The following is a 26,381-nucleotide window of genomic DNA, read 5'->3' on the forward strand; positions in this document are numbered from 1 at the left end:
AGTTAGGGTTTGCTGAAAAAGTTTCTCCAAAATTTATGCCACTTTTGACCAAGAATTTTCTAACAAATCAATAAGTTTTAGTACATAAAAATTGTTGAAAGTATAATCAAAATTAATGAAAGGCGGTTTGATGAGTGCCCCTGTTCTATTATTAGTAAATAAGGACAAAAAAAGCGACAAAAACTGCCTCAGAAGTTTAGAAAGATTGACAACTAAAAATGTAATAGCAATAGATGTAATGGAGGTTTCAGGGAGTTTTGTCATCACGAGATTTAGGCTAAATCTTCGTTTAGCTTGTCCAAACTTTCCCTCAATAGCATTACGGAAGCATTCATCGGAGTGGGCTTGTTTCTTTTCTTCTTCACTGACATTTTTCGGAGGTCTTCCTAACTTCGGACCACTGATTCTTATCCCTCTTTCCTTACACCAATTTCTGTTTTCCCTAGTTCGATAAATTTTATCTACATGGACGGATTCGGGATAATAGCCAAACGTTTCTTTATACTTTTCTACTTGTTCTTTTAAATGACAAGATTCATTGAAGTTTTCCCAACTTATTTTGTCTAGAAACACATAGTTATCTACACAGCTTACTGAGAGTTTAGCTCCAAACTCTATTGGTTTTCCTGCTTTTCCCCTCACTATTGGACGAATATGCGGTTGAGTTAAACTTACAATTCTTTGAGGAACACTCTGGGTCTTATTCTCCCACATTGACTGTTGTTGTTCATAAACTTTTTTGATAGTCTCTAGACAATTTTTCTGTCTTTTACTCAGATTTTCCAGGGAAGCCCCAGCTTGAATTAAGTCTTCTATATTTCCTAAATTTTTCTTAAGGTATTTTAACTGTTTCCCGATAGCTTTTCTTCTTTCTTGATAAGATAATTTTCGTTTTTTAGCTACTTTTAAGTATTCCTTTCTAGCAATTTTTCTAGAAGTTCTCGGCTTTTTTCTCAATTTCACTCTTAATGGTTTATAAAGATTATCTATTATTCTTTCTGTCTCAATTCTGGCTTGATTTAATATGCCTAAATCCGTTGGGTATTTGATGTCTGCTGGCGCACAAGTCGCATCTAAAATTAGTTTACCTTTATTTTTTATTTTTTCTCCTTTTTCTTGGAGACAATCCTTTTTTTTTACTTCTTTATCACTCTTGTCTATTTCTCTTTTTACTATTTTTTTATTGATTTTGTTTATCAATTCTCCATCAATTCTTTTCCTAAAATGAACTAGCATTGAAGATTCCAGTGGTGGCTCTTGTTGATAACAATTTAAACCTATAAAGTATTGTAGATAGGGATTTTCTCTAATCTGTTCTATAGTTTCTCTATCACTTGTTCCTAATTTTTCCTTAATAATTAATGTCCCTAATGCCATTCTAAATAGTTTGGCTGGCGCACCTTTTTCTGCTGAAAAAAGTTTAGCATATTCTTCCTCAAAATCATCCCAAGGTATCAACTCTGCCATGATTACCCAACGATTATTGGGGGACAATTTGCCCTCGAAAGGTAATTCAAATTTTTCTGGGGGCGGTAAAGGTTGCTCCTCTTTTCGATACATTTGTTCTTGACCAACAACTGGGAGGTGTTTCTACCAATTATAGCGGTTTGTAGCCGATAAAGCTGATCTTTTTTGCGATCGCGAATATGGGTGTAACCTTTTAAAGAATAGGGTTTTGCTTTTATTCAGCAAACCCCAAATAAGTTATAATGTTTTGAAGTGGGAGGAATTGTTCTCGATACCGCTGAAAATAAAGTCTCAATTCTCTGTTCATAATTAGGGTCAGTTTGAGTGGGTAAAAACTCTTGAATTCCTCTATATAAACTGTTATAATCTCTTCTAAATAAAGGATTGAGAGACAATTCAACGACTGAGTGAGCTTGTTGGTTACTGGAGAGGGCCTCGAGTAATTCTATAATAGTTTCTTTTCTAGCTTTTAGTCCTTGGAAGAGGTTAGACCTCCACACCAGGAATTCCTCGACAGACGTAGCCGTTTCATTTTTGGTCATTTTTAAAATTTATTACCTTATAAATTAGCGGAATATATACGCTAACATCAAAAGAGGTTGCTTGTTACAGTTAAGGCTAATGTCATCACATTCCGAACTTAAGACCAGTCAAGATGTCCACCTGAGAGCCAAACAAATTAAGAGTCTAATTCGCTCTCTTAAACAGAAAATAAAGAAAATTGAACGGGAAGGGGAAGTAGCACCAGCTAATTGTCATATTATTCGTTATCAGGTTAATGGAAAGGGAACAATCTACTGGTATTATAAACTACAGGCTGCTGAATCAATTTTTCCTATGGCCACTAATAATGAGAAAAAAACCAAATATAAATATTTAGGACGAGCCGGAAGTTCTGCTCATATTGATGCTGTAGAAAAACTCACTAGAAGAAATCTCATTGATGAATTAGAACGAGTCATTCAATCTCTAACTGAAAGCTACTTAGATATCTATATTGGAACCGAAACTGAATGAAGCTATTTAATATTTAAAATCCCCTAAAAAGATGGAAAGAGAGTTTTTAAAATCACCTTAATTCTCTATTTTAGCTCTGGAGATATGTTTAGCGTAAAATTTACGCTAACAATTGTTTTTTATCCAAAGTCCAATCATTTAATTCCTAATTTTTTAAATAGTTAATTTTCGATAATTTTATTATATACACTCATGGTCTGATTGGCTATAATTTCCCAATTTAAGTGTTTTTCAGCGAATAAACGGGCTGCTTGACCTCTTTTTCTGGCTTCTTCTGGGTTATTGATTAAGCGAAAAATAGCCTCTGTCATTCCATCTGCATCTCCAGGAGGCAACAGATCAGCAAATTCATCTTTTGCATAATCCCTAATACTACCGACATCATTAGAAACCACTGGTAAACCACAGGCAATTGCCTCCAGTAAGGAGTTATTAGCTGTACAATGAATAAAAGGCAAAATCAGCAATCTAGCATTGCGATAGATTTCTCGTAATCTTTTTTCTGAAATATCAGCATACCAATGAACTTGTTCATGACGTGCTAATCTCATTAATGTCGGATCTTTCATATTTCGTCTTTTTCTGGGAAAGATTAGATCAAACGGTATGCTTTTGTCCATGCTCAAGACGTTATCAACTACTTTAGATAATGTATCCATATCACGTAAATATTGACCTGAAAAAACGCATCTAATCGTATCTTTAGCAGTATTTTTTTCTTCTGAGGGACAAAAGAAATCTGTATCAACCCCATGAGGAATAAAAAAAACTTTTCCAGGTAGATACTTCTCAAAATATTCAACCTCCCGACTCCCAACCACTATCAAAGCATCTAAATTAGCAAGATTTTGGGTATTTCGATGGACTAAACGCCACCATCCTGCGGGTTGGTGGGATGTGCCAATAATTTTACAAGCTAAACGGCCTTTCCAATTTTGTAAAATTCCTAGTTGATTTTCAACATAAGTTATATGAATTAAACTAGGATGCCATCGCAAACTTTTGACAATAGTTTTGATTTCTGCCGTTTATCAGTATTAGTAAATTTACTTTGCCATTGTCCCACTCCTTTTTCTGTAATCTGAGATGTTTGTGAAACATCGCGGGAACCTGCTTCCCAGTCAGGAATATCGTGTTTTTTCTTTCCGTAACTCAAAACATCGTCTGACCAAGGTTCATCTATGAAAGAAAGAACTTTTTCCAAAACCATACGAGGTTCTTTAACTAAATCTTCGTAACGAATTTGACAAACATTTAGTTCATATTCTTGCTGCCATTTTTCAAATTGTTTTATCCATAAACACCATCTTTTCAGCGCATTCAAACGGGTATTTATAATTTTTCCTCGGGAGTTTGAGAGGTTTAAATTTTTTCCCCAGGTCTCTTTTTCTTTATAGGATGAGCAAGCTACATCTCGACCATCGCGAACTATATGGATGTATTTACTATTTGGAAATAATTTGACAAGAAAGGGAACTTCAGTGATGTGATCAGGGGTTTTTTCTAACCATCTTTTTTTACCTTTTGCTTGAGCATAAGAATTTAAAATTTTAGCAAATGCTTCTCCTAAAATTGAAGCTATATCTTCCTCTGATAATCCACTAAAGTTAACAACTGGGCCACGTTTATCTTCGACCAAAGAATGATATAAATCTTTAAAAGAAGTTATGTTGCCGTAACTACTAGCTGTCCACGGACATTCTGGTCCGACGGCTAAGTTAGGATGAGAATCTAACATGATTCTTAGTAGTGTTGTCCCAGAACGAGGCACTCCAATTATAAACAAAGGCAAAGACATTCGATTAGATCCTCTAAAAAAATGATTTGAACTGTTTTTTTATTCTTTTGATTAAACTATGGTCAGTTTGTTTTTGTACTCCAGGCACTTTTTTGTGAAGATGCGCATTAATTTTTTCCTCTGAATTGATAATGAATTTATCATATATTGCCTGAGCAATTAAAGGATGCTCTACAATTGCATCTTGTTCTTGATAATGCTGGTATACTTGTCTTAACTGATGTAAGTTATGTTGACTATATTCTAAAGAAGAAGAAGACTTCCAAATCTCATCATTGCCTATGTGAAAAGTAAGATGAAGATTGGTGAATTCTTGGAATTTTTTAGCATTACAAATTAGGTTGAGTAAAAATACTTTGCCAATTAGAGGTGCGCCAATACAAGTGGAACCAAGTTGATAGTCTTTGTACACATCTCTCTTGAAGACAAAACAATCATGTCCAGCATGTTTTTCTCCTACTTGACTGTACATTAAAGGGATATCTTTTGGCGAGGAATAGTTTTTAGAAATAATTCTTCTGTTGACTACAAAAGCATCATAACCTTCTTCAATAATTTGAAGAATAGAAGTGTAAAAATACGGCATCACAGCAATATCAACGTTAGTGTATATCAGAAAGTCTGCATCACTTGCTTCATAAAACAGCCTATCCATAATATCTTTAATTAGAGGCAGTTTGCGTTGAACCTGAAAGTCACCATAATCAAGAACGGACTTATCTAGATCCGGTGCAATATTAAACCCTTGAGGTATTATGTGACGGTCTTCAGGAAACTGAGTGGTGAAAAGCTGTACTTCTATGTCATGTGACTTAGCATAACTCTGAGCAGCAAGCATAGTTTCAAATGTGACTGGTTGAGCAATAAACAAATCTGATGATTCATTTACAGCAACCGGATTAATAATGTGCGCAATTTTAAGCATATACTTTAAATTAAAAATGTCTTAGCAATTCTATTTATGTAAACATCACTTAATACTAAGTTGATTAATCTGATTGAGGGGAGGAATATTTCGGCTCATTTAGTATGTCTCATAGTCTAGTCTCTTCATAACTTTGCCTAATTTAACGTTGACTAAATTAATACTTTCTTTATCAAAATACTGCTCCCATTCATCTAAATTTCCTGACCTGATAAATGGTATATTACTGTTTGTTTCTGCTAGCATACCTACATTTTTCTGTTTATTTTCAATATTTTTCATAGACTTGAAGTTACTTTTTTGAATCGCTTCTTGAATTTGGACATCATCGGCACCTTTTGATAGAAAACGGTTCACTTTCGACATTTCTTGCAACGGATCGAGCATTAAATCCTCGTACCTGATGAGCAAAAAATCCCCGCTAGCATAATCTTCACTATCTAACCAGCTTGTAACATTCTCTGACCAACTGCCTAAGTTCCTATACCACTCACTTATCGTCGTTTCACGAAAACCTTGTAAAAAATCTTGAAGGAACTCTTTGAACTCAAGCTCTTGAGAAATTCTTTTGTACTTTATTAGGTGATGGTAAAGGGATACAGATACACTATATAGATTTCTCACTATATAGATTACCTTTTTATATCTGGTATCAAAACATTCATGGCTTTTTATAATTCTTGGATCTGGTAACTCTTGAAGTTCTTGGGTAGAAGTTTTGTATAAGTCAGGAATGATTTTATTTATATTCTCAAAGGAGACTAAATCACTTGGTTTTGTTAAGTTAGCGATTAAAAATCGCATCTAAGTATTTCCGCTTTTAGGATAGGACACTAAAAATATATCACTATGTCTAAAACATTGATGCTTAGCTCTACGTTTTGGCAATTCTTCTGGACTAGAATCATTGACAAATATTCCAGTTATCTTTTGTTTTAGTCTATCAAGTTTAAGTAAACTCACTCTAATTTTCCTCTAACTTTTTATTTAATTTCCCAATCTCCAGGAATTTGAACAAATGCGTAGCCAAAGAAGTTACCAATGATTCTAAAACTTTTATAATTGTAACATTTGACCAGTACCTCTCCGACAGATTCTGATTGAATACTTAATGCTAGAGAATACTTCCCAGGATTTAGGTTAATTCTACCTAAGTTCAAAATAATCTCCATTTCTTCTCCTGAATTACAAATTTCTACCCCATGATAAGCCGAGTTTGACTGTACAATATTTTGTAGCTCTTGACCTAAAATTGTAACTCCTACACTGGGATACTTAATATCAGGGTCTATCGTAGCATGAATATGAAGTATTAATTCATCTAAATAATTGATTTCCTGAATACCTTTTTCCCCATTGCTCTCTAATTCTATATCATGAATAATTGCTCGACCACTCCCAGTTACAATACCTTTTTCTTCTCCTTGAAAGTAAGAATAAAATTTATCAACTCCCTTAGGTACATCTTTTCCTTGAAAGACAGGCTGTCCATGATTCATAACCAAAATATCAGAGCAAACTCGGTTAATTTGGGGCATACTATGAGAGACCAAAACTACTGCAGCATTTTCCATCATCTTATAGATACTGTTAAAACACTTAGCTCGAAAGCCCACATCTCCAACAGCTAAGACTTCATCTAATAAAAGGACATCGGGTTCCATCTGGGATGCTACAGCAAACCCCAAACGAACTTTCATCCCAGAACTATAATTGACTACTGGTGTATCAATAAACTCTTCTAGCTCAGAAAAGTCAATAATGGCATCTAGTTTTTTGTCAATCTCTGCACTGGTGAATCCTAAAACGGCTCCCCTGCCATATATATTTTCTCTACCTGTTAAAATCGGGTTAAATCCAGCACTTAATTCAATTAGTGCGGATATTCTCCCCCGAAGTTCAATTCTTCCTCTGTCGGGTTTAATTAGTCCATTGAGTATTTTCAAGAGGGTACTTTTTCCAGCCCCATTTGGTCCAATTAACCCTAAACACTCCCCTCGACGCAACTCAAAAGAAACATCATTGACTGACCAAAATTCGTCTTCTCTAAGTTCGTGATCATACTTACGGGCAGTGGCTTCTGACATGATATCTTGAACCCCATACCACAAAGAGCGTTTGAGATCACGACAAAATTTTTTTGAAACATTATCAACTTTAATTAGCACCTCATCAGCCATATACGCAAAATCCCCTTATAGATAGATTGTCAGATTCAAATTTAGAATGATGTTTATTTAAAATTTAGAATTTTTCTAAACAACATAGCTATAGATTACCCGAATTTCTCACAAAATCTGCGATCGCCAAACACAGAAGCCTTACAGGAAGTGGGTTTGAACAGAGCGATCGCAGATTTCCCCAACCAACAGTCTGTTGTCAGATTTTAAGTTAAAATCAACCCGAATTAGACAAAGATGAGAAGATAAATCAATCACTCATTTTTCCAAAAAAATTATTAATAAAATCTCTAATAGTACTAGATTGTTAGAATAAAATATGCTATAATTTAATTATTAAAGCAATTTACCTTAAACTGATTTAATGAGTCCCAGTCATCCCCGAACCCTTCGTCAAGTAATCAACTTTAGTAAACAGAAAGGAAAAGAAATAATCGCTAATTTTGATGGGGGACTAATCACTTCAGATGCGGGGATTGTCTGGATAGCTAAGTTGGATAAAAAACTGGGAATTACCGAGAAGTTTGGTAACTGTTTTCAAGATCATCGTCATCAATCTTATGTAGATCATTCCGTTCATGAGTTATTAGCACAAAGGCTTTATGGAATTATTTTAGGCTATGAAGATGTCAATGACCATGATAAATTACGTCACGATCCTGCCCTTAAGATCGCTTTAGAAAAGCTTAATGAACTTGAAGATAAAAAGGGATGGTTAGCTGGAAAAAGTACAATTAATAGATTGGAATATTGTCCTGAGACTATTCTCGACCAAAAAACGAGTCGTTATCATAAAATAGAACCCAACTTTGAAGCCATTGAAAAATCTTTTGTCGAATTTTTTTTAGAGTCTTATAAAAAACCTCCCTTAAGTATTATATTAGATATAGATGTCACGGATGACCAAGTACATGGTAATCAAGAAGGGGCATTTTTTAATAGTTATTATCACGGAGTATGTTATGCTCCTTTATATATTTTCTGTGGGCATCATTTATTAGTTGCTAAACTTCGTTCATCTAATGTAGATCCAGCCGATGGAGCCTTAGACGAATTACAAAGAATTATCGGACTAATTAGAGAAAAATGGTCAGAGACTCATATCCTAGTTAGGGGTGATAGTGCCTATGCCCGTGAAGAAATCTTCTATTTTTGTGAAAATCAGCCTTTAGTTGATTATGTTATAGCTATGGGAACAAATGGCGTTCTTAAGTTACGAGCGGATGATGTAATTGAAAAAGCCAAACATGAATATGAAAAAAAACTAGCTCCAATAACTGAATTAATGGATAGTTTATTTCAGAAAAAAGAAGATTTAGAAGAAGTTAAAAAATTAGTACCAATTTCTACTTGGTATCGCTCTATTCGTTATAAAACAGAAAAGTCATGGAGTTGTCAAAGAAGAGTAGTGACAAAAGTTTGTTATGGAAGTGATGGGTTAAAAATGCGCCATGTGGTGACATCTTTGCCCGCTTCAAAAATTCCACCCTCAAAACTTTATACAAAAAAATACTGTCCGAGAGGCGAGATGGAAAATCGGATTAAAGAACAACAATTAGACTTGTCAGCTGATAGAACTTCAACTCAAACATTTCAAAGTAATCAACTAAGATTATGGATACATTCCTGGGCTTATGTTCTCATAAATTCTTTTCGTCAACACTGTTTAAAAAAAACTTCATTGGCTAAAGCAACTGTGGGAAGAATACGTCTAAATCTTCTTAAGTTGGGAGCCAGAATAAAGATTAGTTGTAGAAGAATTATTATCGCTATAGCTAGTGCTTGTCCTTATCAAGATATTTTGTCTATTGCTAACAAAAGAATTAAAACTATTCCTAATACTGGATAAGTAGAATAAGTTGTTTTTTAAAAAAGATATCTATCATAAGTTGTTGACTGAGTGATACTTTCATTTAGTCTTATTTATCGTGGAGAAAATCAAAAGTTAATATAATTAGGGTTTGCTGAAAAAGTTTCTCCAAAATTTATGCCACTTTTGACCAAGAATTTTCTGACAAATCAATAAGTTTTAGTACATAAAAATTGTTTAAAGTATAATCAAAATTAATGAAAGGCGGTTTGATGAGTTTCCCTGTTCTATTATTAGTAAATAAGGACAAAAAAAGCGACAAAAACTGCCTCAGAAGTTTAGAAAGATTGACAACTAAAAATGTAATAGCAATAGATGTAATGGAGGTTTCAGGGAGTTTTGTCATCACGAGATTTAGGCTAAATCTTCGTTTAGCTTGTCCAAACTTTCCCTCAATAGCATTACGGAAGCATTCATCGGAGTGGGCTTGTTTCTTTTCTTCTTCACTGACATTTTTCGGAGGTCTTCCTAACTTCGGACCACTGATTCTTATCCCTCTTTCCTTACATCAATTTCTGTTTTCCCTAGTTCGATAAATTTTATCTACATGGACGGATTCGGGATAATAGCCAAACGTTTCTTTATACTTTTCTACTTGTTCTTTTAAATGACAAGATTCATTGAAGTTTTCCCAACTTATTTTTTCTAGAAACACATAGTTATCTACACAGCTTACTGAGAGTTTAGCTCCAAACTCTATTGGTTTTCCTGCTTTTCCCCTCACTATTGGACGAATATGCGGTTGAGTTAAACTTACAATTCTTTGAGGAACACTCTGGGTCTTATTCTCCCACATTGACTGTTGTTGTTCATAAACTTTTTTGATAGTCTCTAGACAATTTTTCTGTCTTTTACTCAGATTTTCCAGGGAAGCCCCAGCTTGAATTAAGTCTTCTATATTTCCTAAATTTTTCTTAAGGTATTTTAACTGTTTCCCAATAGCTTTTCTTCTTTCTTGATAAGATACTTTTCGTTTTTTAGCTACTTTTAAGTATTCCTTTCTAGCAATTTTTCTAGAAGTTCTCGGCTTTTTTCTCAATTTTACTCTTAATGGTTTATAAAGATTATTTATTATTCTTTCTGTCTCAATTCTGGCTTGATTTAATATGCCTAAATCCGTCGGGTATTTGATGTCTGCTGGCGCACAAGTCGCATCTAAAATTAGTTTACCTTTATTTTTTATTTTTTCTCCTTTTTCTTGGAGACAATCCTTTTTTTTTTACTTCTTTATCACTCTTGTCTATTTCTCTTTTTACTATTTTTTTATTGATTTTGTTTATCAATTCTCCATCAATTCTTTTCCTAAAATGAACTAGCATTGAAGATTCCAGTGGTGGCTCTTGTTGATAACAATTTAAACCTATAAAGTATTGTAGATAGGGATTTTCTTTAATCTGTTCTATAGTTTCTCTATCACTTGTTCCTAATTTTTCCTTAATAATTAATGTCCCTAATGCCATTCTAAATAGTTTGGCTGGCGCACCTTTTTCTGCTGAAAAAAAGTTTAGCATATTCTTCCTCAAAATCATCCCAAGGTATCAACTCTGCCATGATTACCCAACGATTATTGGGGGACAATTTGCCCTCGAAAGGTAATTCAAATTTTTCTGGGGGCGGTAAAGGTTGCTCCTCTTTTCGATACATTTGTTCTTGACCAACAACTGGGAGGTGTTTCTACCAATTATAGCGGTTTGTAGCCGACAAAGCTGATCTTTTTTGCGATCGCGAATATGGGTGTAACCTTTTAAAGAATAGGGTTTTGCTTTTATTCAGCAAACCCTAATTAATAATTATTAATTGTTAACCTGAGTTCGATATAAGGAAATTTATAGGCCACTGGTCAAAATCAAGAGTCTTAAACCCTAATTATCTCATAGAAAAAACTCCGAACTCCGAACTCCGAACTCAGGTTGTTAATTGTTAATTTTATAAAGATGAGAGAAATTGTTACACCAAGACTAAAATTAAGACAGTGGCAAGAAGAAGATAAAGAACCATTTTTTAGGCTAAATTCTGATCCAAGAGTTATGAAATTTATGCCAAAACTATTATCGAGAGAAGAAAGTGATAATTTTGTTGAACGTATAAAAGGACAGTTTAAAAAAGATGGATATAGTTTTTTTGCTGTGGAATTAATTGAAAATCAAACATTTATTGGTTTAATTGGTTTATCTGTCCCAAAGTTTCAATCTTTTTCTACACCTTGTGTGGAAATTGGTTGGCGATTGGCTTATGATTATTGGGGAACAGGTTACGCAACAGAAGGAGCAAAAGCCTCTCTAGATTATGGATTTAATGAACTAAATTTATCAGAAATTGTCTCGTTTACCGTTCCTCAAAATTTGCGTTCTCGTCAGGTTATGGAAAGAATAGGGATGAGATTTATTGATGAATTCCAGCATCCTTTATTACCAGAAGGACATTCTTTAAGGTGATTTCCACACTTGAATATACCTGCTTTTCCAATTATTCCCCCCTTTTTAAGGGGGGTTAGGGGGGATCGTAAGGGATCTCCTTTATCAGAAATCACCTAAGAAAGCACGTTTTATATAAAATTAACCAAAGAAAAGAACTGTAGATTAACAACGATAAATCTACAGTTCTATAAAATTGTCACTCAGAAGCTTTCTATTTTTTACCCTTCTTACCTTTCTTTCCTTTAGATTCATCGGACCAAGGGGTATCTGCCTCAGTGTAAGCACGAGCGATATTATCATCGAGAATCATATTTTCGTCTACCTCGTCAAGAGTACCCCCAATCAAGCGATTGCTGGACTTTTTCTTACTCTTCTTTTTGTCTCGCTCTCCTTGTCCATAACGATTATTGAGACTGTCTTCCCCATTATCGAGGGTTCCCATAACCATCTCTTCATGGGCATTAAAACCCGTTCCGGCAGGAATCAAACGACCGATGATCACGTTTTCTTTCAAACCCCGTAACCAGTCGGACTTACCTTCAATAGCCGCTTCGGTTAAGACACGGGTTGTCTCTTGGAAGGAGGCTGCACTAATAAAGCTATCGGTATTCAAGGAAGCTTTGGTGATCCCCAACAATACGGGGGTATATCGTGCCGGCGCACCCCCTGTAATGGACATTGCCTCATTAACCTGCTCAATTTGCCGTAATTCCACTAATTCTCCGGGTAACATGGTGGTATCTCCCCCATCATCCACCCGAACTTTAGCCGTCATCTGACGGACAATCACTTCGATGTGTTTATCAGAAATATCAATCCCTTGGGACTGATAAACCATTTGCACTTGATCCACTAAGAATTTTTGTGCTGCTTGTAAACCAACCAAAGCGGCTTCATAACCCCCTTTCTTGTCCACATAATAGTCAAAAAAGACCTCTAATAATTCGTGAGGGTTAGCAGGCCCATCGGTCAAATGATCCCCCACATCGACTTTTTGATTATCAGAAACAATGGCATTCTGATTGAGCAAAACAGGATATTCGCTTACTGTGCCGTCATCTTCGATGACTTTGACATCAACGCTTTCGTCTTCTAGATACTCTACCTGACAAACCCCTGGTTTACGAGCAAGAACACAGGCTTCTTTGGGCTTACGAGCTTCCAACAATTCCTCAATTCTTGGTAAACCTTGGATAATGTCCCCTGTTTTCGCCCGTTCGTACACTAGCAGAACCAGGTTATCACCCCGTTGTACCAGATCACCATCGGCAATATGTAAAATGGCTCCAGCAGAGACTCGATAAGGACGAGCTAACCGTAATTTAAGCTCATAACCATCATCAACTTGGTTAATAGCCACCACAAAACCCGACTCAGTGGCTTTCACCCCAGGGGCTAACTCTGTACCAGCAACAATCAAATCGCCTTTGGCCACCTTTGGTTCATCTTGGAGGGTAATATTTTCTAGGTCTTCCTCTTGCACCACTAAAACCCGACGAACTGCCTCTGCACCGCTTTTAATGCCTCGAACTTGTCCCTCTTCTTTACACTGAATTTCGGTTTTAGCCACCACTGCCCCTGGAGCAATTTGATCACCATCTGTAACTAAAACACTGGTGTTAATGATGCCACCGTGGGGATCGGTATCGAGATCCCGACGTAAAATTAAAGACTCGAGGATAACTAACTGTAGCCGTTGACAATCTTCGTCTTCGTCGTTTTTTAACTCAATATCTGCAGCCAAATTCGCTGCACTTTGTTCGCTTCCTGTCTCAATTTCTAACAGTAATTGGGTGCTTAACAGAGAAATACCTTCTACAGATTTCACCCGTTCCCCATCTTTATGGAACAGGCGTTGCACCGATCGCAGTTCGATGTGTCGTTCTACTTCTTCTTCGTTGATGGAGCCTTGGGAGGGTACAGTAGGTTCGTTACTGACGGGGTATTCTTCCACGGGACGCAATAATAACCCCATCCCTTCGGTACTTTCGATCCATTCGGCCTGACGCATATCTGTTGTCACCACGCCAGGCAATACTTCTGTCCCAGGTGGGATCAAATCCTCGTTTTTAAAGGGGACTTCTTCGGGGTCGACATCTAAATGAAATTCTCCTGGTTTAATAATAATTTCTCGGAGAATATCGTTTTTCTGTACCACCTCGATCGCCCCTGAACTTTGGCAGAAGATATCTTTAACCACTTCGGTTCCGGCTTCGACATAAGCCCCATCTTCTACCACCAATAAAGAGATATCTTTGTTAACTTCGTGGGTTTCTTCGGGAACCCAGAGTAAGGTTCCCCCTTCCACCACTTCGTAACCGGTTTTCCGGCTGCCTTTGGCCACTTCGAGCCCACCGTAGCGTAATATTCCTCCGGTGCTGGTTTGATAGCGATCGTCAATTAACTCGGCGATAATGGCGTGGTTTTGTACTTTAGTGTCGGGGGTAGCTTTTAACAAAAACTGTTGACCCGCAGCAGTATCAATCACATATTGTTCATGACCCGCGCTACTTTCTTTACGAACCTCAGCTTGGTCTAACAATACGGAGGCGGTAATAATATCGATTTCACGGCTTTCGGGTTGATAACGAACCACCCCCCCATTAACGGAAACTAACTGAGTCTCTGCTAATATAGTGCCTTCTGTAACTGTATCTTCGTTTTCTACCACCGCCTCAGCCCCTGGGGGTAAGTTATAAACTTCCCCTGATAAAACCCAAACCAGTCCTCCTCTTTGGGCGATATGGGTAGTATTGCCTTGGCGATCGGTTCTTTCTTCGGCGATTAAGTTGGCAAAGAAAACCTCCCCGGCTAAATCGGTGGATACGTCTTTTGTAGCCCGTTCTGTAGACCGAGTTGACTTAGCGGCGGTTACTTCGGCTAACATCTGCTCTTTTTCTACGTTATCCCCATCGGCAGCGAAGAGAACGGACCCCGGGGTAACAGAATAGGTCTTTTTCTTGCCACTACCCGAAGGAGTCCAAATTAAGTCTCCTGCTAATTCAACTTGGAAAGCATCTTCCCCGTGACGAGTCCTAACTTTACGGGTACTTAAACCTTTGCCCCATTTAACAGTTCCCTCGTCTGGGGCTTTAATTTGTTCGGCTACTTCCCCGGTGAACACCCCTCCTGTGTGGAAAGTCCGCATGGTTAACTGGGTTCCTGGTTCTCCGATGGACTGTGCTGCAATAATACCAACCGCTTCTCCCAAGTCTACGGGTCGCCCTGTGGCTAAACTCCAACCGTAACAATAACGACAAACCGAGCGGGCTGCTTCACAAGTTAAAGGCGATCGCACTCTGACGGATTCTACACTTTTGCCAATTTTTGCTGCTAAATCTCCGTCTATATATTGGTTACGAGAGCCGATGATTTCATCACCCACTACCACATCTTCTGCCAAAACCCGTCCTAAGAGGCGATCGCCCAGGGCTATTTTCACCCGTTCACCGTCTTTCATGGCGGTTACTTTGAGACTGCGATGGGTTCCACAGTCTATTTCTCGAACAATCACATCTTGAGAAACGTCTACTAAGCGTCGGGTTAAATACCCCGAGTCTGCTGTCCGTAGTGCTGTATCTACTAACCCTTTACGCGCTCCATAGGAAGAGATAACGTATTCTGTCACCGTTAACCCTTCACGGAAGTTGGTTTTAATTGGTTGGTCAATAATCTGTCCTTGAGGATCTGCCATTAAGCCCCGCATTCCCACTAACTGACGGACTTGGCTCATGTTACCCCTCGCCCCAGAAAATGCCATCATATAGACGGAGTTTAAGGGATCTGTTTGTCTAAAGTTCCTGACTACCTCATCTTTCAATTCTTCTGAGGTACTATTCCAGGTATCGATTACTTTTTGGAAACGTTCGACTTCGGTAATTTCTCCCCGAGCATATTTAGCCTCTGTGCTATTAATTTCTTTTTCTGCGCTGTCGAGCATTCCCCGTTTTGTGGGAGGAACTGTTAAATCATCAATACTAATAGAAACACCGGCTCTTGTGGCGTAACGAAAACCCAAGTCTTTTAAGTTATCCGCTACTTGAGAGCTACGGGCTGCACCATAGTTACGATACGCCCAAGCTACTAATTTCTTTAAACGGCCTTTGTCAACAATTTGGTTATAGAATGTCATCAGAAAATATGAGAGTAGTTGATAGGTTGTAATCGATAATTAATAGTTAATAAATGACTATTATTTTTCACTATTAACTATTAATTATTCACTGTTAATTGTTAACTGTTAACTGTTAACTGTTTACACTTCTTCTTCTTCGAGTTCCTCGTTGTTCAAAGATTCGTAGGTGGGACGGTTAGGGGCGCGACGTTGACTATCGATCATCAGGTCAACTTCCACATCTCGACTGGTTCCGTCGTCGGCGGTTTCTACTTTATGGACGGCGATATCCAAGCCTAAAGATTGTAATTCTCGCATTAACACCTTAAAGGACTCGGGGGTTCCTGGACGGGGAATAGGTTTCCCTTTAACAATGGCGTTTAAGGCTTCGTTCCGTCCCTGCATATCGTCTGATTTCACCGTTAATAGTTCTTGTAGGGTATAAGCTGCCCCATAAGCTTCTAGGGCCCATACTTCCATTTCTCCGAACCTTTGTCCCCCTTGTTGTGCTTTACCACCCAGAGGTTGTTGTGTTACCAAGGAGTAGGGACCGGTGGAACGGGCGTGGATCTTATCATCTACGAGGTGAACCAGTTTCAACATATAGGCTTCGCCAACGGTGACGGGGCGATCAAATTTTTCTCCGGTTCGTCCGTCATAAACGTCTATTTTTCCGGGATGCTCCTCGTTATAAACCCAGTCTTTGCGGGGTTTATTGGAGGCTTTTTCCAATAACCCATGAACGGTTTTCCGTGATGACTCTTCCCCGTACATTTCGTCAAAGGGAGTAATCTTAAACCGTACCCCTAAGTTTTCTCCTGCCCAACCTAAAAGACACTCAAACACTTGTCCCACGTTCATCCGTGAGGGTACACCCAAGGGGTTTAAGACGATATCCATAGGTCGTCCATCGGGTAAATAGGGCATATCTTCGATGGGTAGGATACGGGAGATAATTCCCTTATTACCGTGTCGCCCTGCCATTTTATCCCCGACTTGGATCTTACGTTTTTGGGCAACATAAGCCCTTACTACCATATTGGCCCCTGGGGGTAACTCATCTCCTTGTTCACGGGTAAACACCCGTACATCTACCACCCGGCCTTTTTCTCCGTTGGGAACTCTCAAGGAGTTATCCCGTACGTCTCTGGCTTTTTCTCCGAAAATAGCCCGTAAGAGCTTTTCTTCTGGGGGTTGATCAGATTCTCCTTTGGGGGTGACTTTACCCACCAAAATGTCTCCTGCTTCTACCCAGGCACCAATGCGGATAATGCCTTGTTCATCGAGGTTTCTCAGGGAGTCTTCCCCGACGTTGGGTATTTCACGGGTGATTTCTTCGGGACCGAGTTTGGTTTGACGGGCTTCGATTTCAAATTTTTCGACGTGAATACTGGTATAAACGTCGTCATAAACCAATCTTTCACTGATCAAGATTGCGTCTTCGTAGTTATAGCCTTCCCAGGGCATATAAGCTACTAAAATGTTTTGTCCTAAGGCTAGTTCTCCCCCTTCTGTGGCGGAACCGTCGGCTAATACTTGACCGGGTACTACGTCTTCCCCTACATACACCAAAGGCCGTTGATTCAAACAGGTATCTTGGTTGGACCGTTGATATTTTTGCAGGATATATTGAATTTCTTGGCCAACTTTTTCGTGGCCTTCAGGGCCTGTCACTTTAACCCGAATTTCGTTGGCATCGGCATAAGTAACTATACCTTCGGTTCTGGAAACGATCACCATCCCTGAGTCTCTGGCTGCTTGTGCCTCTAAACCTGTTCCCACTAGGGGACGTTCGGGACGTAATAGGGGTACTGCTTGCCGTTGCATATTTGACCCCATCAAGGCACGGTTAGCGTCGTCGTGTTCCAGGAAGGGGATCATGGAGGTTGCTACAGAAATAATCTGTACAGGGGAAACGGCAACATAGTCCACTTGAGCGGGGCCGGTAATGAAGAATTCTTGACGATAACGGGTAGGAACGGCGTTTCCTAATATATTCCCTTCTTCGTCGGTACTAATGTCTCCTGGGGCAACCCGTAGATCGTCTTCTTCGTCTGCTGTTAGATAAACCGGGTCTAAGTCTCGTCTCACCCGACCATTTTCCACACGATAGTAAGGGGTTTCAATGAACCCGTAGTTGTTCACCCGTGCATAGGTAGCCAACGATCCGATTAAACCTGCGTTGGGTCCTTCTGGTGTTTCTACGGGACAAATACGCCCATGATGGGAGGGGTGGATGTCTCGTACAGCGAACCCTGCTCTTTCTCTGGTGAGTCCTCCTGGTCCCAGGGCGGAAATACGCCGTTTATGGGTTAATTCTGCTAGGGGGTTGGTTTGATCCATAAATTGGGACAATTGAGATGACCCAAAAAATTCTTTGATGGCAGCTACTAAGGGTTTGGGGTTAACCAAAGAGGCAGGGGTAAGACTATCAGACTCGCTGACGGTCATTCTTTCCCTAATAATCCGTTCTAGGCGGTTTAACCCTACTCTGACTTGGTTTTGTAGTAGTTCTCCTACGGATCTCACCCGACGGTTCCCTAAGTGATCGATGTCGTCTACGGTACCTATATCAAATTCTAGACTAATTAAATAGTCGATGGCCGATAAAATGTCTTCTGAACGCAGTGTTCTCATGACATCTGGCGCATTCAGACGTAATTTTTTGTTGAGTTTATATCTTCCGACTCTTCCTAAGTCATAGCGTTTACTATCAAAAAAGCGAGATTCTAGGAGTTGTTGTCCACCACTAACTGTGGGGGGTTCCCCTGGTCTCAGTTTGCGGTACAACTCTAGTAGGGCATCTTCTTCTGTGGGGTTGCCTTCTTTGTCTAGGGTTCTCTGATAAAATTCTGGGTGACGTAGGGAGTCTAAAATCTCGTTATCGCTGAGTCCTATGGCTTTGAGGAGGACTTGAGCGGATAATTTACGGGTTTTATCGATTCTCACCCAGACTAAGCCGTTTTTATCGGTTTCAAACTTTAACCAAGCTCCTCGGTTGGGTATCAAGGAAGCTGAGTAGGTTCTTCTGCCGTTTTTATCGGTTTCTGCTTTGTAGTAAACTCCTGGAGAACGAACGATCTGATTAACGATCACCCTTTCTGCGCCGTTGATAATGAAGGTTCCCCGATCTGTCATTAGGGGTAGGTCCCCAATAAACACTTCTTGTTCTTTAATTTCTCCCGTCTCTTTGTTGATTAAACGGGTAGGAACGTACATTTGCACGGAATAGCTGGCATCCCGTCGCTTAGCTTCATCAACGTCGTATTTTGGCTCTTTTAGTTTATAATTTTCTCCTAAAAAGTGTAGTTCTAATTTTCCTGTATAGTCTGAAATGGGGGAAAAGCTATTGAGTTCTTCTATTAGTCCTTGTTCGAGAAACCAACGAAAACTCGCGTGTTGAATTTCAATTAGGTCTGGTAGCAGGTTATAGTTATAGATCAGATTAGTAGTCATGGGTTGCTCTATTGGCCGTTGTTATGGGGTATCCTGGTTAGGGTGCAAGGGATAAGTTAAACAGTTGACAAGCGTTATGGGTTGTTTGCTGGGCTAAGTTTTCTAGGGGTACTTCCCGTAGTTCTGCCAAAAATTCAGCGACATGGCGGACATTGGCTGGTTCGTTGCGTTTTCCTCGTTTGGGTACAGGGGCTAAGAAGGGGCAGTCTGTTTCGACTAAGAGGCGATCGCTGGGGACTATTTTTGCACTTTCTTGAATGGTTTGGGCCTTCTTGAAGGTGACAACTCCACTGAAACTAATGTAAAACCCCAGGTCTAAAAACCATTTTGTTTCTTCTGGTGTTCCACTCCAACAGTGCATAACCCCTTTTATTTCACCGATCTCCTGCCAAAATAATTCTAAAACATCTTTTAGTTTTTGGGCCGCATCTCGACAATGAATAATAACTGGTTTTTGCAGTTGGTGAGCAATTTTCAGTTGTGCTTCTAGAACTTCTTGTTGTTTTTTCTGGTTACTAGCTTTGTAAAAGTCTAGCCCCATTTCTCCTATGGCTACCACTCGATGGTCAGATTTAGCATAGTCTAATATCTCTTTTCCCATGTTGCCTGTCCATTTATCTGCGTCTAAGGGGTGTAACCCCACTGCAAAGGATAGGTTCCCAAAGCGATCTGCTAATGCTTTAATGCTTGGAAACTCCTTGGGTTCGACACAGGAATGGACTAGGTGAACAACTTCTGCTTCTTGCCAACGATTTTTGATGTCTTCGAGATCAGACTCAAACACATCAAAGTTAATATGAACATGGGTGTCTATCAGTTGCATTGGTCTCCTCTGATTTGGTCTTATTCTAGTAATAATTGATAACTTATGGTGATGGTTGTCTCCTTTTTCCCATTTAATTATCTCTTATTCGTAATTTAAGAGGCTCAAACGTGAGACATTTACATCTCATAATAGCTTCAAAAACGACCTATTTAGGGAGGTTTGACCTATTTTAAGAAGCTGGAGCAACTTTCTTTAGGGCTTTAGCTAGACGGGCTTTTTTTCTAGCTCCGTTATTACGGTGTAAAACATTACGTTTTACTGCTTTATCTATCTTACTGTAAGCGGCTGACATCATTTGCTGTACCACTTTTTCTTTTTCTTCCTTTTCTTCGGTGGAAGAAGCAGCGTACTCCTCTACTGCTTGGAAGTATTTTTTCATCAGGGTTCTCACCGCCGACTTATAGCTTTTGTTACGGAGTCGGTTGCGTTCGGCTACTTTAATACGTTTTAGTGCAGACTTTGAATTGGCCACAGTCTTTAATCCAGAAGAGGTTTGCTAGTTACAATGATGATGATTGCTATCGGATTTAACATCATAGCAAGTTTCTATCCACTTTGGCAACTAATCTAGGCTCATCTTTGTCATTATACTGTACTTTTACCTAGCTGTTTGCTCTATTTAACAATTTTTGACTACATCTTATCTTTAAAGTCTATCCATTGAACAGATCAATAAATTAATATAATGAATAGAAATTTGTTTGCTTGGCGTAATCGTTTAATCTGTATTGTTTTAACCACTATTATCTTATTGGTTGTTTTAGTGACAAAATCCGGTTTCCCTCATCAGGAAAAGTGGCTTCTCCTTCTTTTCAAGAGAGACGAGGGGTGTGGTTAACTAATGTTGCTAGTGCTGTTTTATTTGTTCCTGGTAGTAGCCAGCGTGCCATTAAACAGTTAGCTGAACATCATTTTAATACTGTTTATCCTGTTGTTTGGAATCGAGGTTATACTTTTTATCCTAGTGCTTTAGCAAAAGAAATGATTGGCAAACCTCAAGAACCGTTTATAAATTGGACAAGGGGTAATGTAGATATTTTAAAGGTTATTATAGAGGAAAGTCACCAAAGAGGATTAGAGGTTCTTCCTTGGTTTGAGTATGGATTAATGATTCCTAGAAGTTCACTTTTAGCGCAAAAACATCCAGATTGGTTAACCGAAAGTAAAGAGGGTTCAGCTAATACATTTTTTCAAGATGAGTTAGAAGCTAAAAATGAAAAAAATAATGGTAATTTAATTCAGCGTTGGCGAAAATCTGCTTATGAAAGGCAAGTCAGTCAGTTAGCATGGTTAAATCCTCTTCATCCTGAAGTGCAGCAACTAATCAAAGGATTAATGTTAGAAGTTGTCATGAATTACCCAGTAGATGGTGTTCAATTAGATGATCATTTTGGAATGCCTGTAGAATTAGGATATGATCCTTTGACGGTTAAAATTTATCAACAAGAACACAGAGGAAAAAGTCCCCCAAAAGATACCCATAATGGCGAGTGGATGAGGTGGAGAGCAGCTAAAATGACTGCATTTATGACGGATTTAGTGAAAACAATAAAAACAATTAATCCTGATATTATAGTTTCTTTATCTCCTAATTCTCATCCTTTTTCTTATCAAAATTATTTACAAGATTGGAAGACTTGGGTAAGACGAGGATTGATCGATGAATTAGTTTTACAAGTATATCGCAATGATCTCAATAGTTTTAATCGAGAGTTACATCAATCTGCTGTTAAATTAGCTCGTAAAAAAATTCCTGTTAGTATTCGCATTTTATCAGGGACTCTTAACAATACTGTGAAAATAGAACAAATTAAAGAGCAAGTTGAAACAGTGAGAAAACAAGGATTTGATGGTGTTTCTTTTTTCTATTGGGAGTCTTTATGGGGTTATTTAACTCCTGAGTCCCCTTATAAACGTCGTCGTATTTTTGATGAACTATTTTCTAAGTAGTAAGGTGATTTCTGATAAAGGAGATCCCTTACGATCCCCCCTAACCCCCCTTAAAAAGGGGGGAATAATTGGAAAAGCAGGTATATTCAAGTGTGGAAATCACCTAACAGAGTTTTTCTACTATTACTGTAGCGCAACAGTTATAAGCAGTTATATAAACAGCGATCGCTTGCTACTATGACAACCCTAACCACTGACGCAAAGACTGTTCTAACTTGGTTGTATCTGCATCCACTAATTTTCCCACTTTTTTAAGGATTAAGCCTTGATAAATTGTATAAATTCCCCGTTTTACTGCTGTTTCAACATTTAAACCTGCTTTTTTCCAATCAGATAAAATAAATTCTCCCTCAAGAAGCAATTGGGTTTTACTGGTTAAAGGAGTAATCAAAACATCCTGGGAAGTGTGAGGAGAACTAACAATTATTGCTGGTCTAATTTTGCTGTTAGATAAATCAGAAAAGGGATAACGAACTAGAATCACGTCATTTTTCCAGTAATTCGCCATAGATATCATCCTCCAGATTATCCCAAACAGCATTTAAGGAAATTTGACTACTATTTTCCCAAAATTGATGCTCATCCTCAGAAGTTGCCTCTGTGTCTTCTCTTTCTACCAAATAAGCCAAAAAATCAGCAGCAACTAACAGTTTTTCTGGTGATAATTGCTCAATATAAGATTGGACTTTTTGATGAACCTCTAAATTACTCATAATCCAAGTACATGATACTTTAATGATATGATATCACACAGTTATAAGTAGTTATATTATAGTATAAGACATTAACTTATCTAAGATTAACCTGCTATAAAGTCTTCAAGGGTTAAATAATCTCCTGATTGATAAGCTTTTTTAGCTTCTTCAACCTCAGCAATAATTTCTGGACTATTTTCCCATTCTTCTTCTGCTTCAAAAATTTGCTCTTCTAAAACTTCTAATAGTTGTTGCTGTTGTTCTAAATCAAGGGATTTAATAGCTTTAACTAATGCTTCAAAAGGAATAGACAAATTAACACTGGTCATTTTTATTTCAGGTTTATGCCATTATTTATAATCTATTATGACATATTCCCTAAAATTATTATATAATAGTTACAGAATTAGGATGATAAAGAACTTTGGGTAAATATGAAAAGTTATTACAAAAAATTGTTCAAGGAACTGCTGATGCTAACATTCCTTTTGAGGAATTATGTCAGTTGTTAAAACGTTTAGGGTTTGAAGAGAGAGTTCGCGGAGGACATCATATTTTTAGACGAGAGGGTATTAAAGAAAAACCCAATCTACAAAAAGATGGGAATAAAGCAAAAGCTTATCAAGTTCGTCAAATTAGAGACATTATTATTGAATATAATTTAGGAGATAAAATGTAATGTATAAATATCAATTGTTTATGTATTGGAGTGAAGAAGATCAGGTATTTATTGTTGAAGTTCCTGAATTACCAGGTTGTATTGCTCATGGAAACACCCAGATGTCTGCTTTAAATAACAGTCAAGAGGCGATTCAATTATGGATTGAAACTGCACAAGAATTTGGTGATCCAATTCCTCAACCTCAGTATCAAAGATTGATTAAAATCTAATTTATTTAAGCTCAAATTATTGAAACTATAACCCTAGTGCGCTTAGTTTTGAGGTGGTTATACCAGTTGCCTAAAGTAGGGGTCAACGACCGTTGACCCCTACAAGGTTAACTTATGTAGTGGTTACTATAGCGCAACAGTTATCAGCAGTTATCTTATGATATATTCATTGTATAAACATAAACTCAGAAAAGAATGATAATTCAAAAAATCACAAAATGGGGGAATTCTTTGGGAATTAGACTTCCTCAAGAGATTATTAAGCAGTTAGGATGGCAAGAGGGAATCAAAGTTACCCTATCAATGGAAGACAATTCTATTATTGTTTCTGCAACTAAACCCAAATATTGTCTTGAGGATTTATTGAAAGAAGCAACCCCCCAACAACAACATGAAGAAACTAATTGGGGAGAAGCGATAGGAGAAGAGAGTTGGTAAAAATTGATGATAGAGTACCGGAAAGAGGTGATATTATCCGATTAGAATTAAATCCTCGTACCGGAAGCGAACAAGCTGGTTATCGTCCCGCTTTAGTTATTTCACCGTTAGCTTACAATCGCATATCTAAACTTATTTTGATTTGTCCCATTACTAGCCGTCAGAAAGGTTGGCCATTTGAAGTGGCTTTACCAGAATCTTTGCAAACCTATGGGATTATTTTAGTGTAGGAGTTACGCATTGACAGATGGTTTACAATGTGAATAGTCCAAACAGAGAAAGCGATCGCTGTTAACAAAAAGCAAAAAACTGATAAAATAGAGAGGATTATAAGAACTGGAGGTAGATATCCGAACTATAACGAAGAAATCAACGGCTAAATGTCATTTAGAACTCTATACTTACTATTTAATTGCTGAATCCAAATATTCGGGTTGTAATCGTTTATCCGAGATATTTGAGGATTTATCTCATGATAGTGTTAACCGTTTTTTATTAAGAGAAAGCTATAAACCTGTTGATTTATTCAATGAATTTAAACAGCACATTGAACTGAGTGGGGGAACCTTAAGTATTGATGATACAGTCATTGAAAAACTTTATAGTAATCCTAAATTAAGTAAATTTATTGGTTATTTCTGGTCAGGAAATAAACATAAAACTATCAAAGGAATTAATTTAGTTACTTTATTATATACTGACCCTAATGGAATTTCAGTCCCTCTAAATTATCGACTTTATGATAAAGAAGATAATCTGTCTAAAAATGATTATTTTCGGATGATGCTATCGGAAGTTTTAGCTTGGGGACTGAGGCCAATTTATGTAACTGGTGATAGTTGGTATTCATCTAAAGAGAACCTTAAAATTTTGAAAAAACAAGAATTAGGTTTCATGATAGGAATAGCTAAAAATCGACAAGTATCAATCGTTAAAGGACAATATCAATCCGTTGAAAGCTTAGAAATAGAGGAAAATGGGACAATTGTTTACTTAAAAGAGTTTGGCGAAGTTAAAGTATTTAAGAAACATTTCAAAAACGGGATGCTTCGTTTTTATATTTTATTTGACAAAGAAAATAAAGACTTAAGAGAAACAGATAAAACTCTATTTACTTTGTTGAAAACAACTCATTGGATTATTGAATGTTACCATCGTGCGCTCAAACAATTATGTGGTATCAATAAATTTATAGTCAGAAAATCAGAAGCTATATTGACCCATTTCTTTAGTTCTTTACGGGCTTTTATTAAACTTGAATTAATGAGAGCTAATGAGTTAATTGATAATTGGTATCAACTCCAAAGAGAATTGTCTATTGAAGTTAATCGGAATTTTATTTTAGAGCAAATAAATTTGAAATTATCAGCCTAATTTATAGATTAGTTATTGTTATTATTACGTCAATTTTAATGACTCTAATAATTAGCGATCGTTGTCTCTCTTTAAAGCTACTCATATTTAAGTTAATTTGTCAATGCGTAACTCCTAGACTCAACTGATGTTGTTTGTAGTGCTTTTCAATAAGACTTTTTTGTTGCGGTGAGCAGTTACTAAAAACCAAGGAGGCTCTGCCATCCGTAAACTTGTTACAAAAAAGTAGATTCAACCTTCTGCAAACAGAAAAAGGAGACTCCAAATTAACCACTGCGCTAATCTTTTTGAGGTTAGCTTTGCGGGCAGCCGCCTTCATCAGCAATGATGATGCTATACCTAGTGCAGCTTAGCAAAAATAATCCACCAGTCACTTATGATCTTTAAAGCCCTTAAATTTCCAAACGAACGGCTTAGCAAAATGTTGATTAAAGTAATCAATAAAATTGAGAATTTTTTGGGATAGTTCTTCAGTTGAACGGACAGTAATTCTTTTGAGTAAACGCCTGACTAAGATCTAAAACCAACACTCAATTTGATTAAGCCACGATGTATGTTTGGGAATATAAACAAAGCGAATTCGATGAGATTCATCTGATAAAAAATCTGCTCTGCTGTCCATAGATTGCAAAATCCCCTCCTTTCCTTTTCTCCCCAAATCAATAGTAATTCCACAGCTTTCTGCTACTAATTTGACTAAGCTTTCCGATTTATGAGTGTTGAGTTGATCTACAATAAAAATCCATTCTGCTTTTTCATCAATCTTAATCGTTCTCTGGATATGTTCAGAAAAATCTTGTTCTGTTCTTGTCGGTCCAATAGAGGGACTAACAACTTTTCCTCTTGCCACATCCCAGTTCGCAATCAAGCTTAAAGTTCCGTGTCTTTCATATTCAAATTCGATTTTTTCTACTTGTTTAGGCTTGATTCTTTTGTTCGGAAATAATCTCTCAAGAGCTGAAT

At 37.6% G+C, this 26,381-nt stretch carries 22 protein-coding genes and 3 pseudogenes; 9 read left to right on the plus strand and 16 right to left on the minus strand.

The window, feature by feature from the left end; translation table 11 throughout:
- Nucleotides 1-33: 33 nt before the first annotated feature.
- On the minus strand, nucleotides 34-1,560 hold the full coding sequence (locus CWATDRAFT_RS13090; protein ID WP_007305487.1) for an IS5-like element ISCwa2 family transposase: 1,527 nt from the start codon (nucleotides 1,558-1,560) through the stop codon (nucleotides 34-36).
- A 131-nt stretch (nucleotides 1,561-1,691) separates the two neighbouring features.
- Nucleotides 1,692-2,009 (minus strand): annotated as a pseudogene (locus CWATDRAFT_RS13095) (transposase); the annotation flags it as partial.
- A gap of 79 nt (nucleotides 2,010-2,088) precedes the next feature.
- Between CWATDRAFT_RS13095 and CWATDRAFT_RS13100 the strand changes: the two are divergent.
- Nucleotides 2,089-2,484 (plus strand): hypothetical protein, encoded by a 396-nt coding sequence (locus CWATDRAFT_RS13100; RefSeq protein WP_007303072.1) that lies wholly within the window; start codon nucleotides 2,089-2,091, stop codon nucleotides 2,482-2,484.
- A gap of 161 nt (nucleotides 2,485-2,645) precedes the next feature.
- On the opposite strand, the gene CWATDRAFT_RS13105 is transcribed toward CWATDRAFT_RS13100, so the two are convergent.
- The 5 genes from CWATDRAFT_RS13105 to CWATDRAFT_RS13120 all read right to left on the minus strand — a co-directional run bounded on the left by CWATDRAFT_RS13105 (nucleotide 2,646) and on the right by CWATDRAFT_RS13120 (nucleotide 7,387).
- Nucleotides 2,646-3,482 (minus strand): glycosyltransferase family 4 protein, encoded by an 837-nt coding sequence (locus tag CWATDRAFT_RS13105; RefSeq protein ID WP_007305485.1) that lies wholly within the window; start codon nucleotides 3,480-3,482, stop codon nucleotides 2,646-2,648.
- Complete coding sequence (locus tag CWATDRAFT_RS31740) at nucleotides 3,461-4,282, minus strand: sulfotransferase family protein (RefSeq protein WP_007305484.1); 822 nt, start codon at nucleotides 4,280-4,282, stop codon at nucleotides 3,461-3,463. Before CWATDRAFT_RS31740 ends, CWATDRAFT_RS13105 begins: the two co-directional genes overlap by 22 nt.
- Before the next feature lie 13 nt (nucleotides 4,283-4,295).
- The gene (locus tag CWATDRAFT_RS13110) at nucleotides 4,296-5,207 is read right to left on the minus strand and encodes a hypothetical protein (RefSeq protein WP_007305483.1); all 912 of its coding nucleotides are present in this window, start codon (nucleotides 5,205-5,207) and stop codon (nucleotides 4,296-4,298) included.
- Nucleotides 5,208-5,306: 99 nt separating this feature from the next.
- Entirely contained in the window at nucleotides 5,307-6,011 is a 705-nt protein-coding gene (locus CWATDRAFT_RS13115) for a sulfotransferase domain-containing protein (RefSeq protein ID WP_007305482.1), read from the minus strand.
- Nucleotides 6,012-6,190: 179 nt separating this feature from the next.
- Nucleotides 6,191-7,387: an ABC transporter ATP-binding protein gene (locus CWATDRAFT_RS13120; RefSeq protein ID WP_007305481.1), complete on the minus strand. Its 1,197-nt coding sequence runs from the start codon at nucleotides 7,385-7,387 to the stop codon at nucleotides 6,191-6,193.
- 364 nt (nucleotides 7,388-7,751) lie between these two features.
- Between CWATDRAFT_RS13120 and CWATDRAFT_RS13125 the strand changes: the two genes are divergently transcribed.
- A complete protein-coding gene (locus CWATDRAFT_RS13125; RefSeq protein WP_007305467.1) occupies nucleotides 7,752-9,236 on the plus strand; it encodes an IS1380-like element ISCwa5 family transposase in 1,485 nt (494 codons plus the stop codon).
- Between the two features lie 136 nt (nucleotides 9,237-9,372).
- Here CWATDRAFT_RS13125 and CWATDRAFT_RS35840 read toward each other — a convergent pair.
- Nucleotides 9,373-10,901, minus strand: a pseudogene (locus tag CWATDRAFT_RS35840) (IS5-like element ISCwa2 family transposase).
- Between the two features lie 290 nt (nucleotides 10,902-11,191).
- Here CWATDRAFT_RS35840 and CWATDRAFT_RS13145 point away from each other — a divergent pair.
- Nucleotides 11,192-11,692 carry a GNAT family N-acetyltransferase gene (locus CWATDRAFT_RS13145; RefSeq protein ID WP_007305468.1) on the plus strand — a complete coding sequence of 167 codons (501 nt, stop codon included), beginning with the start codon at nucleotides 11,192-11,194 and terminating at the stop codon, nucleotides 11,690-11,692.
- Nucleotides 11,693-11,885: 193 nt separating this feature from the next.
- On the opposite strand, the gene CWATDRAFT_RS13150 is transcribed toward CWATDRAFT_RS13145, so the two are convergent.
- The 4 genes from CWATDRAFT_RS13150 to rpsT form a co-directional block, all read right to left on the minus strand.
- Complete coding sequence (locus CWATDRAFT_RS13150) at nucleotides 11,886-15,806, minus strand: DNA-directed RNA polymerase subunit beta' (RefSeq protein WP_007305478.1); 3,921 nt, start codon at nucleotides 15,804-15,806, stop codon at nucleotides 11,886-11,888.
- A 123-nt stretch (nucleotides 15,807-15,929) separates the two neighbouring features.
- Nucleotides 15,930-19,244 carry a DNA-directed RNA polymerase subunit beta gene (gene rpoB / locus CWATDRAFT_RS13155; RefSeq protein WP_007305477.1) on the minus strand — a complete coding sequence of 1,105 codons (3,315 nt, stop codon included), beginning with the start codon at nucleotides 19,242-19,244 and terminating at the stop codon, nucleotides 15,930-15,932.
- 37 nt (nucleotides 19,245-19,281) lie between these two features.
- Entirely contained in the window at nucleotides 19,282-20,067 is a 786-nt protein-coding gene (locus CWATDRAFT_RS13160) for a TatD family hydrolase (RefSeq protein WP_007305476.1), read from the minus strand.
- Between the two features lie 172 nt (nucleotides 20,068-20,239).
- A complete protein-coding gene (rpsT, locus tag CWATDRAFT_RS13165; protein WP_007305475.1) occupies nucleotides 20,240-20,542 on the minus strand; it encodes a 30S ribosomal protein S20 in 303 nt (100 codons plus the stop codon).
- A 323-nt stretch (nucleotides 20,543-20,865) separates the two neighbouring features.
- Between rpsT and CWATDRAFT_RS13170 the strand changes: the two genes are divergently transcribed.
- On the plus strand, nucleotides 20,866-22,020 hold the full coding sequence (locus CWATDRAFT_RS13170) for a glycoside hydrolase family 10 protein (protein ID WP_007305469.1): 1,155 nt from the start codon (nucleotides 20,866-20,868) through the stop codon (nucleotides 22,018-22,020).
- A gap of 175 nt (nucleotides 22,021-22,195) precedes the next feature.
- Here CWATDRAFT_RS13170 and CWATDRAFT_RS13175 read toward each other — a convergent pair whose 3' ends face one another.
- From CWATDRAFT_RS13175 to CWATDRAFT_RS13185, 3 genes are all read right to left on the minus strand, one after another.
- Nucleotides 22,196-22,528: a type II toxin-antitoxin system PemK/MazF family toxin gene (locus tag CWATDRAFT_RS13175; protein WP_007305474.1), complete on the minus strand. Its 333-nt coding sequence runs from the start codon at nucleotides 22,526-22,528 to the stop codon at nucleotides 22,196-22,198.
- Nucleotides 22,506-22,733: a hypothetical protein gene (locus CWATDRAFT_RS13180; protein WP_007310722.1), complete on the minus strand. Its 228-nt coding sequence runs from the start codon at nucleotides 22,731-22,733 to the stop codon at nucleotides 22,506-22,508. Before CWATDRAFT_RS13180 ends, CWATDRAFT_RS13175 begins: the two co-directional genes overlap by 23 nt.
- A gap of 86 nt (nucleotides 22,734-22,819) precedes the next feature.
- Entirely contained in the window at nucleotides 22,820-23,044 is a 225-nt protein-coding gene (locus CWATDRAFT_RS13185) for a hypothetical protein (RefSeq protein ID WP_007310723.1), read from the minus strand.
- Nucleotides 23,045-23,139: 95 nt separating this feature from the next.
- On the opposite strand from CWATDRAFT_RS13185, the gene CWATDRAFT_RS13190 reads away from it, so the two are divergent.
- From CWATDRAFT_RS13190 to CWATDRAFT_RS33605, 5 genes are all read left to right on the plus strand, one after another.
- The gene (locus CWATDRAFT_RS13190) at nucleotides 23,140-23,394 is read left to right on the plus strand and encodes a type II toxin-antitoxin system HicA family toxin (RefSeq protein ID WP_007305470.1); all 255 of its coding nucleotides are present in this window, start codon (nucleotides 23,140-23,142) and stop codon (nucleotides 23,392-23,394) included.
- Between the two features lie 20 nt (nucleotides 23,395-23,414).
- On the plus strand, nucleotides 23,415-23,606 hold the full coding sequence (locus CWATDRAFT_RS13195) for a type II toxin-antitoxin system HicB family antitoxin (protein ID WP_412093219.1): 192 nt from the start codon (nucleotides 23,415-23,417) through the stop codon (nucleotides 23,604-23,606).
- Between the two features lie 195 nt (nucleotides 23,607-23,801).
- Nucleotides 23,802-24,044 (plus strand): AbrB/MazE/SpoVT family DNA-binding domain-containing protein, encoded by a 243-nt coding sequence (locus CWATDRAFT_RS13200; protein WP_021831309.1) that lies wholly within the window; start codon nucleotides 23,802-23,804, stop codon nucleotides 24,042-24,044.
- Nucleotides 24,038-24,274 carry a type II toxin-antitoxin system PemK/MazF family toxin gene (locus tag CWATDRAFT_RS13205; protein ID WP_007305472.1) on the plus strand — a complete coding sequence of 79 codons (237 nt, stop codon included), beginning with the start codon at nucleotides 24,038-24,040 and terminating at the stop codon, nucleotides 24,272-24,274. The genes CWATDRAFT_RS13200 and CWATDRAFT_RS13205 overlap by 7 nt, the downstream gene beginning before the upstream one ends.
- A 118-nt stretch (nucleotides 24,275-24,392) precedes the next feature.
- Nucleotides 24,393-25,418 (plus strand): IS701 family transposase, encoded by a 1,026-nt coding sequence (locus CWATDRAFT_RS33605; RefSeq protein ID WP_071905585.1) that lies wholly within the window; start codon nucleotides 24,393-24,395, stop codon nucleotides 25,416-25,418.
- Between the two features lie 370 nt (nucleotides 25,419-25,788).
- Here the strand turns inward: CWATDRAFT_RS33605 and CWATDRAFT_RS13215 are convergent.
- Nucleotides 25,789-26,381 (minus strand): annotated as a pseudogene (locus CWATDRAFT_RS13215) (transposase); the annotation flags it as partial.

It is taken from the genome of Crocosphaera watsonii WH 8501 (assembly GCF_000167195.1).
Classification (GTDB): domain Bacteria; phylum Cyanobacteriota; class Cyanobacteriia; order Cyanobacteriales; family Microcystaceae; genus Crocosphaera; species Crocosphaera watsonii.